Consider the following 22,184-nt stretch of genomic DNA (forward strand, 5'->3'; position numbering starts at 1 on the left):
CGCCCGGGCTCGACCGGCGTTGGTGGGGCTGTTAGGCGTTTATCAGGGCTGTTCTGCAGTAATCCGCAGCAGTTGAGCGCTGATTATTAGTTTGTGCTCGCCGGTGGCACCTTCCAGTACGGCATCGCAACTTCTGACGTCCGTTCGGACTTTGGCACCGGTACGGTGGCCGCCAACGGTAAGGCCAGTCGCGTATGAGTGTGCAGGATGTTGGCGACAGCAACACGCCGGGCGCCCGTGCCTTAAGGACGGGCGTTTTTCAATGGCGCCGCAATATCCAGAAAGGAGCTGATTTCCTGTCGGCCCGATCCTGCAAACAAGGTAAAAGCCCGCGCGCACGACGCTCACGGCCGGCCCTTTAGGTTGCGTTGCCCAGCGGCCGGGTTATTGCGGGTGGTCGTGGGTATCAAGGGTGTTCAGCAAGGCCAGGGCACTATCAAAGTCAAAATGCTCGATCGCCCGGGCGGCCTGGCGCAGTGTCGAGGTATAGGGGTGGTCGGTGCATAGCGGTAGCAGTGTGCCAAGAGCATCCAGCGCGGCAGGGTCGCTCTGGTGCAGCAATTGCTGCAGTTCTGCCAGCAAGGTCTGGATGGTGGCTTCGCTGGCGGTATCTGCTGTTTGTGGCGCGGGGCTGCTGGCGGTGGTCGCGGCGGCCAGCCGGGTCAGGCCGGGCAGGATCACCGCCATTTCATCGGTCACCCGCGCGCTGAATTGCGTGATGTCGGCCTGGGGACGCTGTTGTTCAAACGCGGTTTCCAGTTCCCCGGCCAGGCGGGCGAGCGTCTGGGCGCCGATGGTGCCAGCGGTGCCGCGCAAGGTATGGGCGTAACGCCGCGCCGCGAGTGGATCGGCGCTCTGGCTGGCGGCAGCCAGGCCCGCAGCGAAGTCGCCGTAGGTTTGCTGGAAGCGGCTCAGCATGCGCAGATACAGCGCGCGTTTGCCGCCGCAGTTTTTCAGACCTGCGTGGGTGTCTATGCCGGGCAGGGCCAACTCGTCGGGATGGGGGGCGACGTGGGCCGGCGAGGGCGTACTCATCGCCACCTGGCTGGTTTGTGGGTGTATCCAGCGTGCCAGGGTGGCAAACATGGCTTCGACATTGAGTGGTTTGGATACATGGTCATTCATGCCGGCGGCGAGCGCTTTTTCCCGGTCGCCCGCCATGGCATTGGCGGTCATGGCAATGATGGGCAGGCTGGCCAATGCGGGGCGCTGGCGGATTTGCGCCGTGGCGGTATAGCCGTCCATGACCGGCATCTGGCAATCCATCAGCACGCCGTCAAACACGGCGCCGCGATCCAGTTGGTCCAGCACTTGCTGCCCGTCTTCGACTACGGTCAGCGTCATGCCGGCGCTTTCCAGCAGTTCCCGCGCCAGTTCCTGGTTCAGTTCGTTGTCTTCGGCCAGCAATACGTGCGCGCCGGCCAGCGCCGCCATGTGGTGGGCGGTGATGTCGCCGCGTTCGGTAGAGCGTGTCTCGGTCATGTCGTTCTTGCCCAGCACTTCGCCAATGGCTTCAAGCAGCGTGGAGGGCGTGACCGGTTTGGTCAGTACGGAGTGCAGGTGGATGGACTGGCGGGCGGCTTCATCCAGCGCTTCATCGCGCCCAAAGGCGGTGACCATGATGACGGAGGGCGGTTGTTGCGTATGGCGCTGCTGGATCTGCTGCACGGTTTTGATGCCATCCATGCCGGGCATGCGCCAGTCCATCAAGACAAAGTCGTAGGGCAGGGTTTTTTGCTCGGCCTCATGCACCCGTCGCAGCGCCTCGTTGCCGCTGTCGGCCACGTCGACCTCCAGGTTGAAGCTGCGTGCCATGCCCGACAGAATCTGCCGCGCGCTGGCGTTGTCATCCACCACCAGCGCACGCATGCCCAGCAGTTCATCGGCTTTGACCATACGGCGCGGCTGCACGTTTTGCTGACGGCCAAAGCGGGCGTCAAAATGGAACGTAGAGCCTTGGCCGACCACGCTTTCCACCCGGATATGGCCTGCCATCAGTTCCACCAGACGCCTGGAAATAGCCAGACCAAGGCCGGTGCCGCCGTATCTGCGGGTGATCGAGCTATCGGCCTGGCTGAACGATTCAAACACCCGGCTACATTGTTCCTCCGTCATGCCGATGCCGCTGTCGCGCACCTGGAAATGCAGTGTGACTTGCTCGGCGTCCTCCGCAATGACTTCAATGCCAACCACGATCTCGCCGTGTTCGGTGAACTTGACCGCGTTGTTCCCCAGATTGATCAGCACCTGCCCCAGGCGCAGCGGGTCGCCAATCAGCGCGGTGGGCAAGTCTGGCGCGGTCTGGAACAACAGTTCCAGGCCTTTGTCTTCTGCGCGCAGGCCGATCATGTTGGCAAAGCTTTCCAGCACATCTTCCAGCCGGAACGGCACGTGCTCGATGCTCATCTTGCCGGCCTCGACCTTGGAAAAGTCGAGGATGTCGTTGATGATGCCCAGCAGGTTCTCGGCCGAGCGGTGCACTTTTTCAATGTAATTGCGCTGTTTGGCGTCCAGTTGCGTGCGCAAGGCCAGGTGGCTCATGCCGATGATGGCGTTCATCGGCGTGCGGATTTCGTGGCTCATATTGGCCAGGAAGTCGCTCTTGGCGCGGGTGGCTTCCTCGGCCAGCTGGCGGGCTTGCTCTACCGCTGCTTCGGCGCGCTTGCGGTCGGTGATATCAAAGAACCACTTCACCACCAGCGTGCGTTCACCCAGCACAAGGTGGATCGAGGACAGCAGCACCTCCGCCAGCTGGCCATCCGGGCGCCGCAAACTGATCTCGAAATTGAACACATCGCCCTGTTTGTCGGCCTCCAGAAAACGCGCAAATGCAATTTGGTCGGGCCAGAAATGCGTGCGTGATTCCGGAGTGCCCATATCGGCCAGCGCGGTGCCAAACAGGGTTTCCAGTTCCCGGTTGCCATATACCAGCTGGCGCTGGTCATCTTCAATTACCACGGCGATAGGGCTGCTTTCCAGCACCGCGCGGATCTGCTGCTCGCGATCTTCCAGCGCCGCCAGCATGGCGCGCCGTTCAGAGATATCCCGCACCGAGGCACACACGCACACGCCGCGGTCTTCCAGCGGCGGCAGCCGTGCCAGCCCGACTTCAATAAAGAATTCGGTGCCGTCTTTGCGCAGGCCCCGCAAGTTGCTGTTGTCGTTGCCGCCCATCTGGCGCGTGGTGCCATGTGCAATAAAGTCGCTGCGTAACGCCTGATGCGCCTGGCGGATGCCTGCGGGCACCAGCACATCAACAGGCTGGCCGCTCAACTCGCCCGGCGCGTAGCCAAACAGGTCATCCAGCTTGGGATTGGTCAGGGTGATCAGGCCCTGGGCGTCGATCACCAGCATGCCATCCGGCGCGGCCTCAATGATGCTGCGGAACCAGGTCTCGGTGGCCTTGAGCGCGGCATGCTGGGTGTTGAGTTCGTCAGCCTGGTTTTCCAGCTGGATGGCCTGGGTTTCCAGCGCATCGGCTTGCTGGCGGGTTTGCTCAAACAAGGTTTGCAAGGCCGTGTTTCTGGCCATGATTTCCATGGTCATCGCCAGTTTGGGCAGGGTTTCGGCCAGCAAGGCCTGGGCGGCTTCGTCCGGCGCCGCCAGCCAGGCCAGCTCTAGCACCCCCATAAGCCGCTCACCCAGCAATACCGGGTAGACCATCAACAGCGCTGGCGGCACTTGCCCCAGCGTGGACTGGATATTCCAGAACCCCGCGGGGACTTCGGTCAGCGTGATGGTTTGTCTGGACTGCGCGCATTGGCCCAGTACGCCCTCGCCCGGCCGGATAGTGGGCACTGGCGTCAGTTGCGCATGCTGGGCAAAGCTGCCGCTGAAATGCAGCAACTGATCGTGCTCGTCAAACCGGTACAACGCGCCCTGGCCTATTTTGAGCAGGGCACCTATTTGTGCCAGAAAACTGCCGACTAGCGCATCCATTGACTGGGCTTGCTGCAGGTTGGCCAGGATCAGTGTTTCTTGCGATTTGACCCAGCGCTGCAGTTCCAGCAGGCGGGCTTCTTGCTGCAGTTGTTTGATCGCCCGCGCCAGGTCCCCGGTTTCATTGGCAAAGTCGGTATGCGGGATGACTTGTTCCAGATTGCCCGCGGTCAACTGGTCAACGGCGGCGCGCACCCGGTTGATCGGGCTGCGGATAGAGCGGCTGACCAGCCAGGCCAGACAAAGCGCCAGGGCCGCGCCGCCCAGCAGCAAACCATAGGTTTGCGTGCGGTTGCGTTCAGACAAGGTGGCGATGGCGGTGGCGGTATCGCGCAGGCCGGCCGCCTTGACGTCGGCAATGCCGTCCAGCACCTGATCGGCTTGCTGCGCCATGCCGTCAAACCAGCCGCTATCCATCAGGGCCAGCGCCTCGGCATTGCGTTCTTGCCGCGCCAGACTCAAGGCCTGATCGCCAACGCGTGACATTCTGGCGCGCAGGATTTCAAACTGGTTCAGCCGGTTGACGTTTTCCTGGCGGTGCAAGGTGGGGCGCACCAGTTGCACGGCGCGGTTCAGCCGCACATTGGCCGCATCCAGATCATCCACGGCCTGATCGCGCTCGCCGGTATAGGGCGTGTTGATGGCTTTGCGATACGCCGCCGTGACCCGTGTCAGCTCCAGCTGCGTTTCCTTGACCTGGGCGATCCCGGTCAGTTCTTCGACATACAACTCACGCAGCACGCTGACCAGCGACTCCTGCGTGCGCAGGCTTTGCCCGCCCAGAATCAGCGGCAACACCAGCAAACCGCCAAACCCGATCATCAGTTTGTAACGGAGTGACAACCGCTCCAGCCAGTGCAAAAGAGAGGTCATGGCGTGGGTGTATACGCTCAGGGTTCGTCGGCGATGAACTGCAAGGCTTCGGTTTCTTTGGCCAGATCCGCATCGGTATCGACGTATTGCGCCGCAATGGTCTGAAAGCGCGCCTGGCAAGCCAGGAAGGCGTCGCAGATGTCCGGATCAAAATGCGTGCCCCGGCCTTTGTTGATATGGGCGACGGCATCTTCGTGCGTGACCGGCATTTTGTAGACGCGGCGGCTGACGAGAGCGTCGTAGACATCGGCCACGGCCATCAGCCGGGCAGAGATGGGAATGGCATCTCCCACAAGGCCTTCCGGGTAACCGGAGCCATCCCATTTTTCCTGGTGGCCATAGGCGATTTCTTTGGCAAAGCGCAGGAAATCCACATCCACGCCCAACTGGTCTTCGGCGTGCTGGATGGCATCTCTGCCCAGCCGGGTGTGCGACTTCATGATCTCGAACTCTTCCGGCGTGTAGCGCCCGGGTTTGAGCAAAATCCGGTCCGGAATCCCTACCTTGCCGATGTCATGCAGCGGGGCAGACTTGAACAACAACTGGATGTTCTGATCGGTCAGAAAGTGCGAAAAGCGCGGATGTTCCTGCAGATGCTCTGCCAGCAATTTGACGTAGTTCTGCGTCCGGCGGATATGGTTGCCGGTTTCGTTGTCGCGCGTTTCGGCCAGCGAGGCCATGGCATGGATGGTGACATCCTGAATGGCCGTGACTTCCCGCGTGCGGCGGGCCACTTCCTGCTCCAGGTAGTCATTCTTGTCGCGCAGGAAATCGGCCGCAGCCTTGAGCTTGAGGTGCGTATCAATGCGCGCCAGCGTAATGGGCGGGCTGATCGGCTTGGTGATGTAATCGACGGCGCCCAGCTCAAACCCGCGTGTCTCATCATCGGTTGAGGCCATGGCCGTCAGAAAGATGATCGGGATTGCAGCGGTGCGCTCATCGCCCTGCAAGGCGCTGGCCACGTCATAGCCAGAAAGCCCGGGCATCATGATATCGAGCAGGATCAAGTCTGGTAATTCGGTGCTGCTGTTGATCAGCGCCAGGGCTTTTGCGCCGCTGTTGGCCACCTTCAGGTGGTACAGGTCTTTGAGCAGATTGCTCATCAATACCAGGTTTTCCGGCGCGTCATCCACGATCAGGATGGTCGCATCGTGCTGCGTGCTCGTCAGTGCCATACGCCCTCCAGAACTGGATTGAGATGACCTTGTTATACGAAATGTCCTGACAACCCGCTACTTCGGCGGGCCGCGCAGAAAATACCGCCCGCTACACGCCGCCCGGCGCGTGCGATATCTGGCCATGTCGCCGCCGGTAAAGCCTGCCCCGATCCACCGTTTTTTCATCAAGGCCAGCGCTAAATCGACAAGCTTTGCCAAATGTAGTGGTTTTTTTATAAGTACAAAACTTTCTTGATTTTTGTCAGCCAACCCCCGCTTTCAGCAGGATTTTCCCGCGATCTTCGCTCTAGCATGAGCGCCACTGTGTAGTGATATATCAGCGCACAACATGCGCTGCCGGTGTCACCGTGGCCCGCTTTTGCCCACCTGCACCGGCATGCCCCGGTCCGCGCTCATGCACTGCCAGTGGCTGTGCCAACGGGAGCCGCGGCGCCAGGAACGCCTCGCCCCGCACCTGAAAAATAACGAAAGCGAGATGGAGGTTTAGCATGAACAAATTCAATGGACAGGCCGTGCCGCTGGTGCTGGCCTCAGCCCTGGCGCTGGCGCTGGGCGCGTGCGGCGGCGGTTCTGACAACTTCAGCACGACAGCCGATGCGCCGACAGCGACCCCGACGCCCACGGTCACCGCGACCCCCACGCCCAGCCCGACCGCGACGCCGACACCTACGCCCACCGCCACACCGACACCGACCCCGTCGGCCAGTGCCTTGTCGCCGTTGAACGGGGCAACCGCAGCCTTTGCCGATTCACGCCTGCAGATCACCTTTGATACCACCCCGACGCTGGGCAGCACTGGTTATATCAAGGTGTTCAAGTCTGACGGCACGCCGGTCGATACGATCGATATCAGCGGTGCCCCTGTCACCGCGGGCGGCGAAACCCAGACCTACATGCCGGCAGCCAATACCGAAATCGACAAACTGGGCAACAACGTCAATGCGCTGACCCAATGGCGCTACGTGTACTACAAGCCGGTCACCATCTCCGGCAAGACGGCTACCATCCGCCTGCATGACGGCGTACTGGGCTACAACACCAGCTATTACGTCACCGTCGATAATGGCGTGCTCAACGGCACTTATAATGGCTCGGCCTTCGCCGGCATTACGGCCAATACGGCATGGGCGTTCCACACCAAAAACGCGCCGTCCTCGCCCACGGCGGTGACGGTCGATACCGCCGGCACAGGCGACTTCACCACTGTGCAAGGCGCGCTGAACTGGATCATGGGCAATGGTTGCAACACATGTACCAACGCCACCGATGCCAAGACCATCACCATCAAGAACGGCACGTACAACGAGCAGCTCTTCCTGCGCAACACCAACAACCTGACCATTCAGGGGGCCAGTCGTGCCGGGGTGGTGGTCTCGCAAGAGAACTACGAATCGTGGAACCCGGGCACCGGTGGCAGCAAGACCGCCCCGCAGACCACGCTGACGTCTGAACTTGCCGGCACCCGCCGCTCGCTCGGTGGCGGTCGTGCGGTGTTCCTGGTGGAAGGCGCGGACATGCTGAAGCTGACCAACTTCACGCTGCAGAACCCGCACGTCAAAACGACAACTGCCAACAACCAGGCCGAGACCATTTACTACAACAGCGCCACGCTGGCCGGCAGCCGCATGCTGGCGACCTACATGAATTTCATCTCGGCCCAGGACACCGTACAGACCAAGGGCTGGGTCTGGTACTACCAGACCTATATCGCCGGGGATGTGGATTTCATCTGGGGCTCGCCATTTGCCGCGTTGTTTGAAAACAGCGAACTGCACACCGTGGCCGATCCGACCGCGCCAACGCAAGGCGGGTATATCTTCCAGGCGCGCGCCGCATTCGGCTATCCGGGCTTTGTAGTGCTGAACAGCACACTGACGGCAGATGCCGCTGTGCCGGCCGGTGTCACCTTCCTTGGTCGCTCTGGTGGCCTGACGGTGGCCAACGGGTACTGCCAGACCCAGTTGACCACGGGCAGCCTGGCCAATGCCAACTACGGTTGCGACAACATCGCCTACATCAACACCAAAATGGGCGGCCATATCGCCACCGTTGGCTGGTCCAGCCCGACGACCAGCCCGGCCAACCCGGTGCCGGACCCGACCACGGCGACCACCACCGCAGGCTGGCGTGAAAGCGGCAGCATGGACAGCACGGGCGCCGCGCTCTCCATGACCGGCCGTGATACGACTGACGCCAGCAATACGCTGGATCTGAGTGGCCTGGCTACCCGCACCCAGGTGTTCTCTGCCTGGAACGGCAATACCGGCTGGACACCCACACCTTGATCGACGCACGTTTGGGCAGGTAGTTACTGTGCCTGCCAGGGCCACCGCACGGTGGCCCTTTTTTTATGCTTGTTCAGCTTTGATTTGATCCGGCCTGGTTACTTCATCATGGCTGGCAAGACCTGGTTGAATTCATCCTGCCCTTGCAGCGTGCTGGCATACACCTGGATCATGCGCGCCACGAACACGCCGGGGTCTTTGACCAGCACGGGCGTAATGCCGGCCTTGTGCAGGGTTTGTTCGGCACCGGTCAGTTGTTGTTTCCAGAGTGTGCGCATGACGGTGCCCGATTGCGCACCCAAGCTTTGCAAGGTGCTCTGGTCAGTCGGGCTGAGCGTCTGCCAGTACCTGCGCGACACCACCAGCACCTCTGGCGTGACGATGTGGTTGGTCAGCAGCACGTTGCGCGCGTACTTGTAATTGCCGGTCTCGACATAAGAGGGGATGTTGTTCTCGGCGCAATCGATCCGCCCATCCTGAAACGCTTTGCTGATGTCGTTGAACGGCACCACCACCGGCGTGGCGCCCAGTTGCCGCACCATGTCGTTGTAGACGGGCGAATCCTGCACCCGCACACGCAGCCCGGCGAAGTCTGAGGGGTAACGCACCACATGGTTCATGCAGTAAAACGAGCGCGAACCGCCGTCATACCAGGCCAGCACCTTGAAGCCTTTATCAAACAGGCTTGCGCCAATGCGGGCGCCCAGACCTTCATCGAGCTTGCGGAACATGTGGTCTGAATCCGGGAACACAAACGGTAGCGTCAACAGCCGCGCCTGCGGTACCACGCCAGACAAGGGGCCCAGGTTGAACACGCCAAATTCGATATCACCACGGGCCAGTTTCTGGATGGCCTGTGGCTGATCGCCCAGTTCACTGTTGTTATAAGCCGTGATGGCAATGCGGCCATTGCTGGCGTCACGCACGCTATCGGCAAAAGACTGCAAGGCGCGCGACGATGCGTTGTCGGCAGGGTGGGCAGACCACGCCCGTAAAGGCTGGGCCGCACTGAAAGCACAACAGAGTGAAAACACCAGCGTCACCGGTACTGCGGGAAATTGCCACATCGACCTTCTCCTCAACTGTTGTTATGAGTGGGTGCGGGCAGAGTCTTTGTATGCACCGAGACCAGGATATGACATTCAGGTGACGGCCAGGCGCCAATGCAGCAAGGTATGACCAATGCCAAAAAACCGGGCCTTGCCTGTGGCCCGGACGCGACAACGCGCTGTCATGTTTTCATCAGAACAGCAAAATAACTTCATGAACCAGTACGGATTTTCTTCATAAAACCGCCGCATGCTCGCCAGCACATCCGCACGCCTCAACCGCACGGGTGCACCTTTCAAAAAACAAACGGAGTACTGGATATGAAGCTCAAAACCCTTGTCGCCACACTGGCGGCGGCCGCGTGTGCGTGGTGGCCGGCTGCGCCCGCCCTGGCCAGTGATTTCAACGTGCCGTTCATTGCCCCGACTGTCTGGAATACCCCGCTGAACCGCATTGCCCAGGTGGCTTGCCACAATTGCTATCAAAAGCAGTACGCCCCGACGTTTACCTCGGCGCTCAACAGCGTGCGGACGGTTGAAGTGGATTTCTGGGATCAGCAAGACGCCGTCAGCGGTGGCTCGGCCAAACACTGGTTTGTGCGCCATGACGCTGGCACGCTGTTTCAGTCTGGCAACGACAACAACTGCACCGGCGATGGCACCGGCAAGAACGACCTGCAAGCCTGCCTGAACGACATCAAGGCCTGGAGCGACGCCAACGCCGCGCATTTCCCCATCATTGTGGTGCTGGACAAAAAACAGGGCTGGTCCAAGGCCAGTTCGCAGCGCACCCCGGCTGATCTGGATGAACTGGTCAGCAAGACGTTTGGCAGCGCGCTGTTTACGCCGGCCGATCTGAAAAACTTCATTGGCAGCAGCGGTGCCTTGCAGACCGACATCGCCGGCAAGGCCTGGCCGAGTGCCACCGCGCTGGCCGGCAAGATCATCCTGGTGCTCAACCACACAGAGAACCAGCGCCTGTCTGAATACGCCGAGGCCCGCGGCGCCAGCGCAAAGATCTTTATCTCACCCGTGACCAATGGCCAGAACGATGTGAACGGCACCGTCAGCGGCATGTCGGCCACGGCCTCGGCCTGGGTGGCCATGAACAACATGCAAAGCAGCGATCGCGCCTGGGCGGTGAACAGTGATGCCGCCGGTCATATCGGCCGCGTGTGGGGCGACGACGGTGTGTCGTTTGCCGACCATATTGCCGGCCACGTCCAGCTGTCGGCCTATTACGATTTTGCCGCCAACCAGGATGCCAGCGGGTTCCGCATTCGCCCCTTCTAAGGTATGGTGTAAAGCAGAAAAAAGCCCCATGGTTCGGGGCTTTTTTCTTTGGTAACAAGGGTTTGTAGGTTGTTGCGCCGCAACCATGAAGGGTGTTGTCTGACACGGGGCCGCCGTCTGTCACGTCCCTGCCATTCGTCCCCCGTTTTGTTAGCCGCGTCACATCCATGACGCTGGCTTGTCGACAACATGTCCTCGCTAACCGGCAAATGCCACCCCTGCTCGCCGCCGTTTTTTTTGCTGGCGGTCCCTCTGGAGGATTGCTTCCATGAACATCTTGCTTGTTTCCAACGACGCCACCGTGCGTGACTCTGTCATGGCCAACCTGCACAGCGCGGGCATGGCCGCAGAGCCCGCCGCCAAAAACCCTGAACTGTTCGACCGCCTTGCCGCTGTGGCCTATCGGCTGGTGATCCTGGATTTCGGCCTGCGCACGGATCACAAAATGCTCTCCATGATCAAGAACCTGCGCGAGAAACAATGGGGAACGCCGGTGATGGTGTTGTCAGAGCGGGGTGAAACGCCGGCCGTGATCAACGCGCTGGCCCAGGGCGCAGATGCCTACGTGGTCAAACCCTATGTGCCGGCTGATCTGGTGGCGCGTATCCGCGCGCTGCTGCGGCGGGCGGTGGTGCAGCACCATCTGGATATCGAGGGCGGCAAGCTGGATGTCGATCACGACCATCGCCGCGTGTTTCTGGGCGGGACAGAGCTGACCTTGTCGCAGCGCGAATCAGCCCTGTTGTTCTTGCTGCTGGCAGACCCGACCGAGGTGTGCTCGCGCCGGCAAATCCGCGCGGCGGTGTATGGGCAGGACAACCCGGTGGCCGAAAGTACGATCGAGACACTGGTGCACAGCCTGCGTAAAAAGCTGGGTGCAGAATCGATCGAAACGATACGCGGCAACGGCTACCGTTTTGTGACCCGGCAGCAAGCCATGGCGTTGAACTGATGCCTGTGTAGCAAAAGACGCGACAGACCGGTCAACTATAGAGTCGGAACGGCGGCTGACGTATTCTGTAGTTATGAAGACGGAATACCAGCCACTGTCTGCCGGCTTTGCAGACCTTTTGCTAGACGTTGTGTGCGCAGTCGATCGCACAGGACGTTTCGTTTACGTCAGCGCCGCATGCGAACGTGTCTTTGGCTATACGCCAGAAGAGATGGTCGGGCGGGTGATGATCGACATGGTGGCGCCCGAAGACCGGGCGCGCACGCTGGCCGAGGCTGGCGAAGTCATGAGCGGCAAGGACCGCGTCGGCTTTGAAAACCGCTATGTCCGCAAAGATGGCCGGCTGGTCCATGTGATGTGGTCGGCGCGCTGGTCAGAGTCTGACCAGTTGCGCGTTGCGGTGGCCCGTGATGTGACCCGGCGCAAACGGGCCGAAGCCATGCAGGCGGCGGTCTATGCGATCTCTGAAGCGGCGCAGGTGGCGGAAGATGCCCAGGCGCTGTACCGCATGATCTACCAGGTGGTCAGCCCGCTGATCCCCGCTGACAATTTTGCGCTGGCGCTGCGTGACGAACAGACCGGTGCCCTGGTTTATCCCTGGTATATGGAAGGCGCGCGCCGGATCATGGCGCCACGGCCACGCTCGCTGGCGCAGGCCTTCAACCACGTGTTCACCACCGGCCTGTCGCTGCGACTGGATGATCCGACCTGGTCTGCCGCGCTGGCGGCCGATATGGCCGAGCTGCCGCTGGCCTGGCTGGGCGTGCCATTGCACGGCAGCAAGGGCTCGCTGGGCGTGCTGGCATTGATGCGCACCAGTGGTCAGACGTTTGATCACGACGAACTCGAAGCGCTGCAGTTTATTTCGACCCAGATCAGCATGGCGATCGAGCACAAGGAAATGCAGGTACGTCTGCAGCGACAGGCCCAGTACGACGATCTGACCGGGCTGCCCAACCGCGCCTTGCTGGCCGACCGGCTGGATATGGCCATTGCCCGGGCCCAGCGTGATGGCCGCGCGCTGGCGCTGCTGTACCTTGATCTGGACAAGTTCAAGATGGTCAACGATCTGTGGGGCCATGCGGCCGGTGATGGCTTGCTGCAGGAAGTGGCACGCCGTCTGCAAAAAAGCGTGCGCCGGGCCGATACGGTGGCGCGGTTGTCTGGCGATGAATTTGTGGTGCTGCTGGAGAACTTCGAGCCCGGCAACATCAACGAGACCGTCCAGAAACTGGCCGTGGCGGTTAGCCAGCCGGTGATGATTGAAAATCACGTCCACCCGCTGCGGGTCAGTATCGGCGTGGCGCTGTACCCGGAACACGGGCTGGATGCGCGCCAGTTACTCAAGCACGCCGACAGTGCCATGTACCAGTGCAAGCGCAGTGGTGGCTGCGCAGTACAAAGCTGACCAACCGCACCACACGGCCACTATTGCTGCCAGTTGCAACCGGTATCGGTGACGGTATCGTGCAAGAGTGCCAGCGGTGCCAGTAGCAGCAAATTGGCATGCGCTGTCTTGCAAGAAGCGCGTTGCGCCTTGCCCATTTCCCGCCCCAGCGCGGTCTGCGCGGCTTCTTGTTGCGGTTTCAGGTTGAGTTCAATGGCCGACGGGGCATTGCCCTGGCCTGCGGCATCGCGCGCGCTGTTGCGCAGGGCTTCCATATCCAGTTTGCGTACCGGCTCTGAAGCCACGGGGCGCGGCGTGTCGGGTCTGGTCAGCGGTTGCGCCAGCGTGATGGCGGTTCTGGAAGGCGGTGCAGGGCGCAGATGCGTGCTGGCGTGCTGAGTGGGCACCGTCGGGGCCGGTATGGCTGGCCTGGCCGGCGCCGGGCTGGCCAGCGGGATCAGTTCAACCAGCGTTTTCCGCGTGGGTAGCCGCAACCTTGCCGGGGCACGCACGCCGTATTGCAGTAGCCACAAACACAAAATATTGATGACAATCGCCGCCGAAAAAGCGGTGGCACGATTGCGACGAACAGAAAGCGACAGCGGGCGGGCAAGAACCATGGTCCGGGGCAAAGCGCAGGCTCGTCTTTCAATAAGTTGACGCAGATCGTATTGAGCATCGTGGCAATTTGCAATCACCTGGCGCCGTTATTCGCTATCGCGCGTGAATTCCGCCCGTGGCCGGATCAATTGCCCGGTGGCCCTTTGCTCCAGCGCATGGGCGATCCAGCCGGCGCAGCGGCCCATGGCAAAGAGCCGCAAGGCATGGTCCAGCGGCAAGCGCACACTGCGTACCAGGCTGACCAGCGCCAGATCCAGCGAGGGGTGATCGCCCAGATGTGCCCTCAGTTGCGCAACAACGTGCGCAAAAGCCGCATCAGGCGCAATCAGCCCCAGCAAATGCCGGGCGCGGGGATCGCCATCCGGGTAAAGCGGGTGGCCAAAGAGTCCGGCCGGCAGTGCCTGCCCGGCGGCCAGATATTGCCCCAGCGGGTCCGGCCCTGGCGTGTCGAGCATGTCGTTGATCACCTGGCCCACGGCCTGGGTCAAACCGCCGTGGCGTGGGCCGCTGAGGGTGGCCAGCCCGGCTTGCAGGCAGGCGGCCAGACTGGCGCCGGTAGAGGCGGCCACGCGTACCGCAAAGGTCGATGCATTCAACTCATGATCGGCACACAGCACCAGCGCCTGGCGCAGCAAACTGGCGTGTTCCGGCCTGCGCCAGCCCTGGGCCAGCGCGGCATGAAAAGGCAGGCCCGGGTGGCCGCCCAGCGCATGACACACCGTATGCATCAGGCCGATGGCCTCGGCCTGTTGTTGGGCGATCGGCGCATCATGCGTAGCGCAAACCGGCGCAAGTGCCAGTGCCACCGTCGCGCGTTGCAGCGGCGGCAACCCTGCTGGCAAGCGCGGGTACGACGCGGCACCGTGCCAGTCCAGCGTGTCATCGGCATGCCAGAGTAACGCTGCGGTCTGTTCCAGCGTGGCGTGCCTGGCCAGCGTTACTGCGTCTTGCCCGCGGTATTGCAGTTGTTGCTGGTCAATCCGGGTGATGGCGGTTTGCAGCACCGGCAAGCCCCAGTCGAGCACATGGCGCGCGGCCTCACGCGGCCGGCGCTGGCGCTGTTTGCGGGCCAGCCAGGCCTTGATATCGGCCTCGATATACCAGCGGGCGCGCGGATCGCTGGCCGGGCCGGCGTTGCGGATCACGCCGCGGCTGACATAGGCATACAGCGTCGCCAGACTCACGCCCAGCATGCGGGCAGCGGTCGCGGCATCCACCAGACCGGATGGGGTTTCTGCCATGAAATAGATTGATTTAGTGATTCAAGATTTTTATTAAATCAACGTATTGATAGGCTGTCCATGTCTGACCCACGGAGAATACAAAATGGCGACTGGACTGGATGGCGTCATCGCGGCGCAAACGCGCCTGAGTCATGTTGATGGCGAGGCAGGGCGGCTGATCCTGCGCGGATTTGAACTGGAACAACTGGCTGGCCACTGGACTTTTGAAGAGGTTGCGGCGTTGTTGTGGCAAGACATCGTGCCGCATGCGGCTGATCTTGCCGGCAGCCTGGGCCAGGCGCGTTGCGCGGCCTGGCAGCGTTTTCACCCCCTGTTGCCGCAACTGGCGGGCATGAGCGCCATTGAAGGCATGCGCTTTTTGCTGGCGGCGGTGCCGGATGAACCGGCTGATGCAACAGGTTTGCTGGGCGCGGCCGGCGTGGCCATGGCGGCCGCCCTCCGCGCGGCGACCAATGCCGCGCCACTCTCGCCCAATGCCGATGCCGGGCATGCGGCCGACCTGCTGCGCATGTTGCGGGGTCAGGCAGGGGACGCCAGTGAAGTGCGCGCGTTTGAGACCTATCTTGTGGCCGCCATGGATCACGGTTTGAATGCGTCCACTTTCACCGCACGCGTGGTGGCCTCGACCGAAGCAGGCCTGGCCTCTGCCGTCGTGGCCGCGCTGGGGGCGCTGAAAGGGCCGCTGCATGGCGGCGCACCGGGCCCGGTGCTGGATATGCTCGATGCCATCGCTGAAGCCGCCAACGCCGATGCCTGGATTGACGCTGCGATCGCCCGGGGTGAACGGCTGATGGGTTTTGGCCACCGGATCTACCGCGTGCGTGATCCGCGCGCCGATGTACTCAAGCACGCGGTCAGCGGCTTGCGCGGGCGCGACAACCGCATTGCGCTGGCCGAGGCCGTGGAGCAGGCCGGGCTCAAGGCGCTGGCCAGGCACAAGCCGGGCCGCAGGCTGGATGTGAACACCGAGTTCTACACCGCCTTGTTGCTGGAAGCGCTGGCGATTGCGCGGTGTGGCTTTACGCCGGTGTTTGCCGCCGCCCGCACGGCCGGGTGGATTGCCCATGCCTGCGAGCAACAGCAAACCGGGCGACTGTTGCGGCCGGCCTCGCAATACATCGGGCCGTGGCCGGAACCGCAAGCGGCCTGAACCGCTGTGGCCGCAGCAAAAACAAAACCCCGCCGCAGCGGGGTTTTGTTTTGAGCGCCAAAGCGCTTACTGGGTGATGAAGCTGCGGATGTGACCCATCAGCTCGTCTTCCTGGTAAGGCTTGCCCAGGAACACGTTCACGCCCAGTTCAAACGCGTAGTTACGGTGTTTGTCGGCCGTACGCGAGGTGATCATGATGATCGGGATGTGGCGGGTGTCATCGTTGGCACGCACGTTACGGGTGAATTCGAACCCGTCCATCCGCGGCATTTCAATGTCGACCAGCATCACCGCCGGCTTCAGATCCACCAGCTGCTGCAGGGCGTCAACGCCGTCCTTGGCGGTCTGAACCTGGAAGCCTTCACGGGCCAGCAAACGGCTGGTGATCTTGCGCACGGTCAGCGAGTCATCCACCACCATGACCACCGGTGTGGTTTGCAGCTGTTCCGGGACGCTGGCAGCCGTTACTGCACCGCTGTCTTTCTGCGTGGCAACCACTTCACCGTGGGCCAGCAGGGCCAGCGGGTTCATGATCAGCACGATTTCACCGTTACCCAGCACGGTCGAGCCGGCTACGCCAGGAATCCGTGCCAGTTGCGGGCCAATGGCCTTCACCACCACTTCCTGGTTCTTCACCAGTTCGTCAATGTGCAGCGCCATGCGGTTGGCACCGGAACGCAGCAGCAACACGGTAGAGAAGCGCTTGGTTTCCGGCATCGCCTCGGCATCACCCAGCAAACGCGGGAAATACGAGAACGGATAGCGGCCGCCCAGCCATTCCTGCGCCTGGTTCTCGTACAGTTGCGCCAGCGCATCCTGCTTGAGTTCCTGGACCTGTTCGATCATCACCGACGGGATGGCGTACAGGCGCTCGCTGGATTTGACCAGCAGCACTTGCGTCACCGCCAGCGTCAGCGGCAGGTGGATGGTGAAGCTGGTGCCCTGGCCCAGCACGCTATCGACGTCGATGCGGCCACCCAGGTTACCGATTTCGTTCTTCACCACATCCATGCCGATACCGCGGCCGGAAATCTGCGTCACGGCAGAGGCGGTCGAGAAGCCCGGCTCGAAGATCACCTGCATCAGGTCACGGTCGGCCACTTCTTGCGTCGGGTCGATCAGGCCGCGTTCCAGCGCCTTGGCGCGGATGCGTTCCATGTTCAGGCCCTTGCCGTCGTCCTTGAGCATCACAACCAGTTCGTTGCCTTCCTGGCGCACTTCCACCTGGACTTCACCGAACTCGCTCTTGCCGGCAGATTCACGCTCGTCCGGGGTTTCCAGACCATGGTCAATCGCGTTACGCAGCATGTGCTCAAACGGCGAGATCATTTTTTCCAGCACGCCGCGGTCAATTTCAACGCGGCCACCACGCAATTCCAGGTTGACCTTCTTGCCCACTTCCTTACCCGTTTGACGGGTCAGGCGGTACAGACGGTCAGAGATACTGGCAAACGGCACCATGCGCACGCGCATCAGGTTCTGTTGCAGTTCCTTGGTCATGCGGGCCTGCGCGGTCAGCGCGGCGGCAGATTCGTCCACGTTCTTCAGCAAGTTGTGCTGAATGGTTGCCACGTCGTTCACGCTTTCGGCAATGAAACGGGTGACTTCCTGCAGACGGGTAAAGCGATCGAACTCCAGCGGGTCGAACGACTGGTTCGATTCCTGGAATTCACGCGTGCGCGCCTGCATTTGCGATTCGGCCTGGATTTCCAGTTCACGCATTTGCGTGCGCAGACGCGTCACGTTTTCAGTCAGATCCAGCAAGGAGCTCTTGAGCGCCAGCATTTCAGATTCAATGCGGGAACGCGCAATCGACACTTCACCGGCCTGGTTCACCAGATCATCCACCAGCTCGGAACGCACGCGGATGGTGGTCTTGCCTTCGGCATCCGGCGCGGCGGCCAGGAGCGGCTGGGCCGGGCCACGAGCTTGCGTGGCGGCCACGGCTTGCGCGGTCTGGCCCACCACATCAGCGGCCTTGGGCGTGCGGCCTGCCAGTTCGTCAAACAACAGGTTGATCAGGTCGTAGTCGGATTCCAGCTCGTCCACCAGCGGGCCCGATACGGTGCTACCGGCGGCCAGCAGGCGCGATTCCATGCGGTGGGTGGCTTCACCCATACGCATCGCACCGGACATCCGCGCGCTACCCTTGAGGGTGTGCAGAATCCGCTTCAGGCGGTCGGCTTCGGCCATGTCGCCATCGCGCAGGGCACGCAGCGCGCCCCCGACTTGCGGCAGCAATTCGTCGCCTTCTTCCACAAACACCGGCAGCAACTGATCGTCAATTTCGTCGTTCAGTGTCTGGTCCAGCTCGGCCTTGCGATCGGTCAGGCTGCTGCCTGTGGCCAGTGCAGCCGGCAGCGATTCCTGCGCTGCCATGGCCAGCGGTTGCACCACGTGGCCCAGTTCCGGCGGCAACTCAACGGCTTCGATCGCGGCAGGCGCGGCTTCAAAGGCCTCGGGTTCTGCTACCGGTTCGGCTTCAAAGACCGCTTCCAATGGCTCGGCTTCAATCAGCTCGGCCACCGGTTCAGCGTGATGCTCGTCCTCTGGCAGGGCCAGGGCGGTCAGTTCTTCTTCGGCGTGTGCGTCGGCTTCGGCTTCGGTTTCAGCGTCCGTGTGATGCGCCGGCTCTGCCTGGGTGGCGAGCAGCGCCTCATGCACCGTGACCAGCGCTTCGTGCGCGGTGACAAGGGCCTCATGCGTGGCGTCCGCCTCCGCCTGCGGCGCCGGTGCCGGCGTCAGTTCGGTGACGGTGGTGTGCGCCTCAACGGCGGGTTCTTCGGTCGGCGCGGCGACTTCAATCGCCACTTCTTCCGGCGGCACATCCAGATCCAGCGACAGATCGCCTTCGCCCAGCAGCGCTTCCAGATCATGCGCGGTGGTTTCGTGAGCTGGGTCCAGCGCGGCTTCAGCGGCCAGCGGCGGTTCTTCTTCCACGGTCAGACCATCAACCGGGAATTCTTCCAGATCAAACGACAGATCATCTTCATGCGGCGCGGCTACGGCTTCGTGCGGGGCCACCGGTTCGCCGTGCTCGTCCAGATGCGTGCCATCCAGCAAGGCCAGCGCAGCCAGTTCTTCGGGCGACGGGTCGGTCAGCTCGAACGCGTCCAGATTGATCTCATCGCCAGCCGGTGCGGCGGCAATGTGTTCTTCCACTGCGGCCAGATGTTCATGCGCGGCGGCGACATCCAGCGGCTCTTCATCCAGCTCGATGCTGTCCAGCGAGATATCGTCCAGCACCAGTTCTTCGTGCGCGGCCGGGGCGGGCTCGGCTGCAACGTCGCTGAGCGCAATCGACAGCGCTTGTTCGTTGCGTTCTGCCAGCGCGGCAATCTCGGCCACGCCATTGCCCGGATCACGCTGCGCGAAAATATCGCCCAGCATTTGTTCCAGACGGTCTACCGCGTGAATCAGCGGCTCCACCGGCGGTTCGGCCGAACGCTGTACCGATTGCTCCAGCGCGTAGGCCAGATCACCCAGCGGCGAGAAACCCGCCGTGGCGCCAATGCCGCCCAGGGTATGGGCAGACAGCAGGAACGACGGTGCCAGCGGATCGCCATGTTGCAGGGCCGTGCGGCCTTGCAGCAGGGCTTGCAGGTGGCGACCGGCTTCGTCACAGAAAATGCCGAACAGCGTGGTGGACACCGCCACATGGCCGATCTGGACTTCATCAGACGGGGCCGGAGTATCGACTACCAGTTCGGTCTCGGCCAGATCGTCGCCCAGTTCGATCGTCGGGGCGTCGAATGCCAGTTCGTCGGCCAGTTCTACCGACGGCGCTGCGGCTTCGTCGTGTTCGTGTTCTTGCGCTGCTTCAAACAACGGCGGCAGTTCTGCCGGGACATCGGCCGGCTGGAACGCAACCGGTTCCGGCGCTGGCGCGGCCACCGGGGTGGTCAGCACGTTGCCTTGTTCCAGTTGCTGCTTGAGCGCTTCGGCTTGTGCGGCCAGTGCGGACGAATCGACCTGCGCACCGCCGGTTTCGGACAGTTGCGCCACCCAGGCACGGAACGAGTGATGAGCGTCGTCGATCAGTTGCAGCAGGGCCGGCGTCGCCGGGTGTTCGGCTTGCAGCCACTTGTTCAGCAGTTGTTCAACCACCCAGGCGGCTTCGCCCAGGTTGAACAGACCCACCATGCGGCCACTGCCCTTGAGGGTGTGGAAGCCGCGGCGGATCACGGTCATGGATTCGCGATCATGCGGCGCATGACGCGATACTTCGAGCTGCCCGGCGATGGTCGCCAGCACTTCGGCGGCTTCTTCCAGGTAGACTTCCAGCAGTTCGGCGTCGACCGCTTCTTCGGACGACGGCAGCGGACGGCTGGTTTCCGGCTCGACAATCTCGATGTGCTCGGACTCGATCACCGGCTGCTCGCCAATCGGCGGCTCGGTTTCCAGTGCGGCAATGACATCGGGCTCGGCTACTTCTACCGGTGCGACTTCGCCGGTCAGGCGCGTCAGCATCGGGCGCAGGGCGGCGCTGTCATCACGGCCTTGTTCCAGGCCATCAACATAGAAGCCGATGGTCGAGAACGCTTCGGCCAGTTCTTCCAGTTCAGCCGGTTCCGGGTCTGCTTCTGCGGCTGCCAGATGGCGCACGCGCTCGTGCGCGGCCAGCAGCAGGGCGACGGCGTCCTGGCTGTCCAGCATCATCAAGGCGCCTTGCACCTGATAGATGGTCTGATCCAGCCCGGCCAGTGCGGCCCGTTGCGACGGGTCGCGGAAAAACGCATCCAGCGTGTCTTCAATGCCGCGCAGGTTGCTGCGCATTTCTTGCGCCAGTTGCGCGACCAGCAGTTTTTCCTGCGCTTCGCGGCTGACGGCATCCAGTTGCGGCAGGTCGATTTCGGCCGCCATGGCCGGGTTGGCCAGGCGTTGCAGCATGGCTTCGACTTGCTCAGGGAAATCATCGGCCTGTTGCGGGTACACGGCCAGCGCGCTGTCGGCCAGCAACATGGCGGTGGCCAGTTCCAGCGCTTCAGGCTCGCTGATGCCGCGGCCAGCGCAGCGTTCGAACACGCCCGATACGCCTTCCCACAGCTTGTTCAGGCCAGGGATTTCCAGCGCTTCGCAATGGTGAGAGAGCCGGGTGATTTCAGCGGCCAGTTGCGGCAGGCGGTCTTGCTGACCGGCGGCCACGCGGCTCCACAAATCCTTGGCGGCGCCCAGTTCTTCACGCAGCTGGCGTGCTGTCTGGGCGCGGGCTTGTGCTTGCGGCGACAGCGTTTGCGCGCCGGCATCGGCCAGCATGCCTTCCAGCTCGAACGCGGCTTTGAGTTTTTGCGCCAGCGTGCTCTGGCTTTGATCGTGCGCCAGAATGTACAGAAGATCGCGGAACAGACGCTCTGCCACGCGGGTCGAGCCATCAGCCAGACGACGCAGTTGCAGGTTCAGCCGCATCAACAGGTGACGCGGGTCCAGATCGGTTTCTTGCTTGTTGGTCGGCAGTGCATCGACCACCGCAGCGGCGCTCCACCAGAAGGCGCGCGGCAGCATGATGCTCTGGGCACTGGCCAGCTCGGTCAGGCTTTTTGCCATGGCGGCGGCACCGCCCGCATCGCGCGAGCGCAGCCAGCGCAGCAGGCCGGATTCAAAACGGGTACGTTGCTGACGCACCCACGGTGCCATCTCGGCATCCGGCACGGTGTGCGTCGGCAGTTCAGCCGGGACCACCAACTGGCCCAGCTGCGGGAAAAACAGTTCAGCACCGCTGATGGTCTGACCGCGCAGGGCGGCGACTTTGACCAGCGGATCACGCAAGACCAGCGGCACGTTTGGCGAGCCGGCGGCAATGCGTTCAAGGTAGGCAATGGCGTCTTTGGTGACGGTGATCGCGGCATCCAGCGCGTGGTTGCCGGTTTCCTCGCGCGCCACGCTGGCGACCAGGTGTTCAGCCTCTTCGCAATAACGCGCAAGGCCTTGCAATTCAACCATCTGCAGGGCGCCAACGGCCTGGTGCAGGTGGGTCTGCGCATGCTTGAGCAGGGCAGCATCGGGCGTGGTGCCAAACTGCTTGAGCGCCTCGGCCGCGCGGCCCAGCGTCTGTTCAAGCTCTCCCTTCACCCAGATCAGGGAGCCTTGGTCAAATTCGGTATGCACGCTCATGAAGTTGATCCGGTTCGTTCGGAAAGGTGACAACGCACGTGGTGGCTCAAACAACGCTCAGGTAAAACGCCTGGCGCAGGCACATCCAGTCCGTGCGAGCAG

The 22,184-nt window shown here is 62.3% G+C and carries 11 protein-coding genes; 5 read left to right on the forward strand and 6 right to left on the reverse strand.

Going from position 1 to position 22,184, the window contains the following annotated elements:
* Positions 1-384 precede the first annotated feature (384 nt).
* Together IEX57_RS11700 and IEX57_RS11705 are read right to left on the reverse strand one after the other, a co-directional pair.
* Positions 385-4,812, reverse strand: a complete 4,428-nt coding sequence (locus IEX57_RS11700; protein WP_188704559.1) for a response regulator — start codon at positions 4,810-4,812, stop codon at positions 385-387.
* 17 nt (positions 4,813-4,829) lie between these two features.
* Positions 4,830-5,987 carry an HD-GYP domain-containing protein gene (locus IEX57_RS11705; RefSeq protein ID WP_188704560.1) on the reverse strand — a complete coding sequence of 386 codons (1,158 nt, stop codon included), beginning with the start codon at positions 5,985-5,987 and terminating at the stop codon, positions 4,830-4,832.
* A 491-nt stretch (positions 5,988-6,478) separates the two neighbouring features.
* On the opposite strand from IEX57_RS11705, the gene IEX57_RS11710 reads away from it, so the two are divergent.
* Positions 6,479-8,275, forward strand: coding sequence for a pectinesterase (locus tag IEX57_RS11710; RefSeq protein ID WP_229708991.1), 1,797 nt, complete (start codon positions 6,479-6,481; stop codon positions 8,273-8,275).
* Positions 8,276-8,373: 98 nt separating this feature from the next.
* Here the strand turns inward: IEX57_RS11710 and dctP are convergent, their stop codons facing one another.
* Complete coding sequence (dctP, locus tag IEX57_RS11715; protein ID WP_188704561.1) at positions 8,374-9,342, reverse strand: TRAP transporter substrate-binding protein DctP; 969 nt, start codon at positions 9,340-9,342, stop codon at positions 8,374-8,376.
* A 303-nt stretch (positions 9,343-9,645) separates the two neighbouring features.
* On the opposite strand from dctP, the gene IEX57_RS11720 reads away from it, so the two are divergent.
* The 3 genes from IEX57_RS11720 to IEX57_RS11730 all read left to right on the forward strand — a co-directional run bounded on the left by IEX57_RS11720 (position 9,646) and on the right by IEX57_RS11730 (position 12,977).
* Positions 9,646-10,617, forward strand: a complete 972-nt coding sequence (locus IEX57_RS11720) for a Ca2+-dependent phosphoinositide-specific phospholipase C (RefSeq protein ID WP_188704562.1) — start codon at positions 9,646-9,648, stop codon at positions 10,615-10,617.
* Positions 10,618-10,885: 268 nt separating this feature from the next.
* Positions 10,886-11,569 carry a response regulator transcription factor gene (locus IEX57_RS11725; RefSeq protein ID WP_188704563.1) on the forward strand — a complete coding sequence of 228 codons (684 nt, stop codon included), beginning with the start codon at positions 10,886-10,888 and terminating at the stop codon, positions 11,567-11,569.
* Between the two features lie 73 nt (positions 11,570-11,642).
* A complete protein-coding gene (locus tag IEX57_RS11730) occupies positions 11,643-12,977 on the forward strand; it encodes a sensor domain-containing protein (protein ID WP_188704564.1) in 1,335 nt (444 codons plus the stop codon).
* A 20-nt stretch (positions 12,978-12,997) separates the two neighbouring features.
* On the opposite strand, the gene IEX57_RS11735 is transcribed toward IEX57_RS11730, so the two are convergent.
* Both IEX57_RS11735 and IEX57_RS11740 read right to left on the reverse strand, forming a co-directional pair.
* A complete protein-coding gene (locus tag IEX57_RS11735; RefSeq protein WP_188705080.1) occupies positions 12,998-13,576 on the reverse strand; it encodes a hypothetical protein in 579 nt (192 codons plus the stop codon).
* A gap of 87 nt (positions 13,577-13,663) precedes the next feature.
* Positions 13,664-14,818, reverse strand: a complete 1,155-nt coding sequence (locus IEX57_RS11740) for a citrate synthase family protein (protein ID WP_188704565.1) — start codon at positions 14,816-14,818, stop codon at positions 13,664-13,666.
* Between the two features lie 85 nt (positions 14,819-14,903).
* Here IEX57_RS11740 and IEX57_RS11745 point away from each other — a divergent pair, with 85 nt between their 5' ends.
* Positions 14,904-15,971, forward strand: coding sequence for a citrate synthase (locus tag IEX57_RS11745; RefSeq protein WP_188704566.1), 1,068 nt, complete (start codon positions 14,904-14,906; stop codon positions 15,969-15,971).
* 66 nt (positions 15,972-16,037) lie between these two features.
* On the opposite strand, the gene IEX57_RS11750 is transcribed toward IEX57_RS11745, so the two are convergent.
* Positions 16,038-22,082, reverse strand: coding sequence for an Hpt domain-containing protein (locus tag IEX57_RS11750; RefSeq protein ID WP_188704567.1), 6,045 nt, complete (start codon positions 22,080-22,082; stop codon positions 16,038-16,040).
* Between the last annotated feature and the right edge of the window lie 102 nt (positions 22,083-22,184).

Source organism: Silvimonas iriomotensis, from assembly GCF_014645535.1.
GTDB classification, from domain to species: Bacteria; Pseudomonadota; Gammaproteobacteria; order Burkholderiales; family Chitinibacteraceae; genus Silvimonas; species Silvimonas iriomotensis.

Bases quoted from the DNA above. Each gene is read 5' to 3' on its own strand.
- IEX57_RS11700 (WP_188704559.1), bottom strand. From the start codon at position 4,812: ATGACCTCTCTTTTGCACTGGCTGGAGCGGTTGTCACTCCGTTACAAA.
- IEX57_RS11705 (WP_188704560.1), bottom strand. From the start codon at position 5,987: ATGGCACTGACGAGCACGCAGCACGATGCGACCATCCTGATCGTGGAT.
- IEX57_RS11710 (WP_229708991.1), top strand. From the start codon at position 6,479: ATGAACAAATTCAATGGACAGGCCGTGCCGCTGGTGCTGGCCTCAGCC.
- dctP (WP_188704561.1), bottom strand. From the start codon at position 9,342: ATGTGGCAATTTCCCGCAGTACCGGTGACGCTGGTGTTTTCACTCTGT.
- IEX57_RS11720 (WP_188704562.1), top strand. From the start codon at position 9,646: ATGAAGCTCAAAACCCTTGTCGCCACACTGGCGGCGGCCGCGTGTGCG.
- IEX57_RS11725 (WP_188704563.1), top strand. From the start codon at position 10,886: ATGAACATCTTGCTTGTTTCCAACGACGCCACCGTGCGTGACTCTGTC.
- IEX57_RS11730 (WP_188704564.1), top strand. From the start codon at position 11,643: ATGAAGACGGAATACCAGCCACTGTCTGCCGGCTTTGCAGACCTTTTG.
- IEX57_RS11735 (WP_188705080.1), bottom strand. From the start codon at position 13,576: ATGGTTCTTGCCCGCCCGCTGTCGCTTTCTGTTCGTCGCAATCGTGCC.
- IEX57_RS11740 (WP_188704565.1), bottom strand. From the start codon at position 14,818: ATGGCAGAAACCCCATCCGGTCTGGTGGATGCCGCGACCGCTGCCCGC.
- IEX57_RS11745 (WP_188704566.1), top strand. From the start codon at position 14,904: ATGGCGACTGGACTGGATGGCGTCATCGCGGCGCAAACGCGCCTGAGT.
- IEX57_RS11750 (WP_188704567.1), bottom strand. From the start codon at position 22,082: ATGAGCGTGCATACCGAATTTGACCAAGGCTCCCTGATCTGGGTGAAG.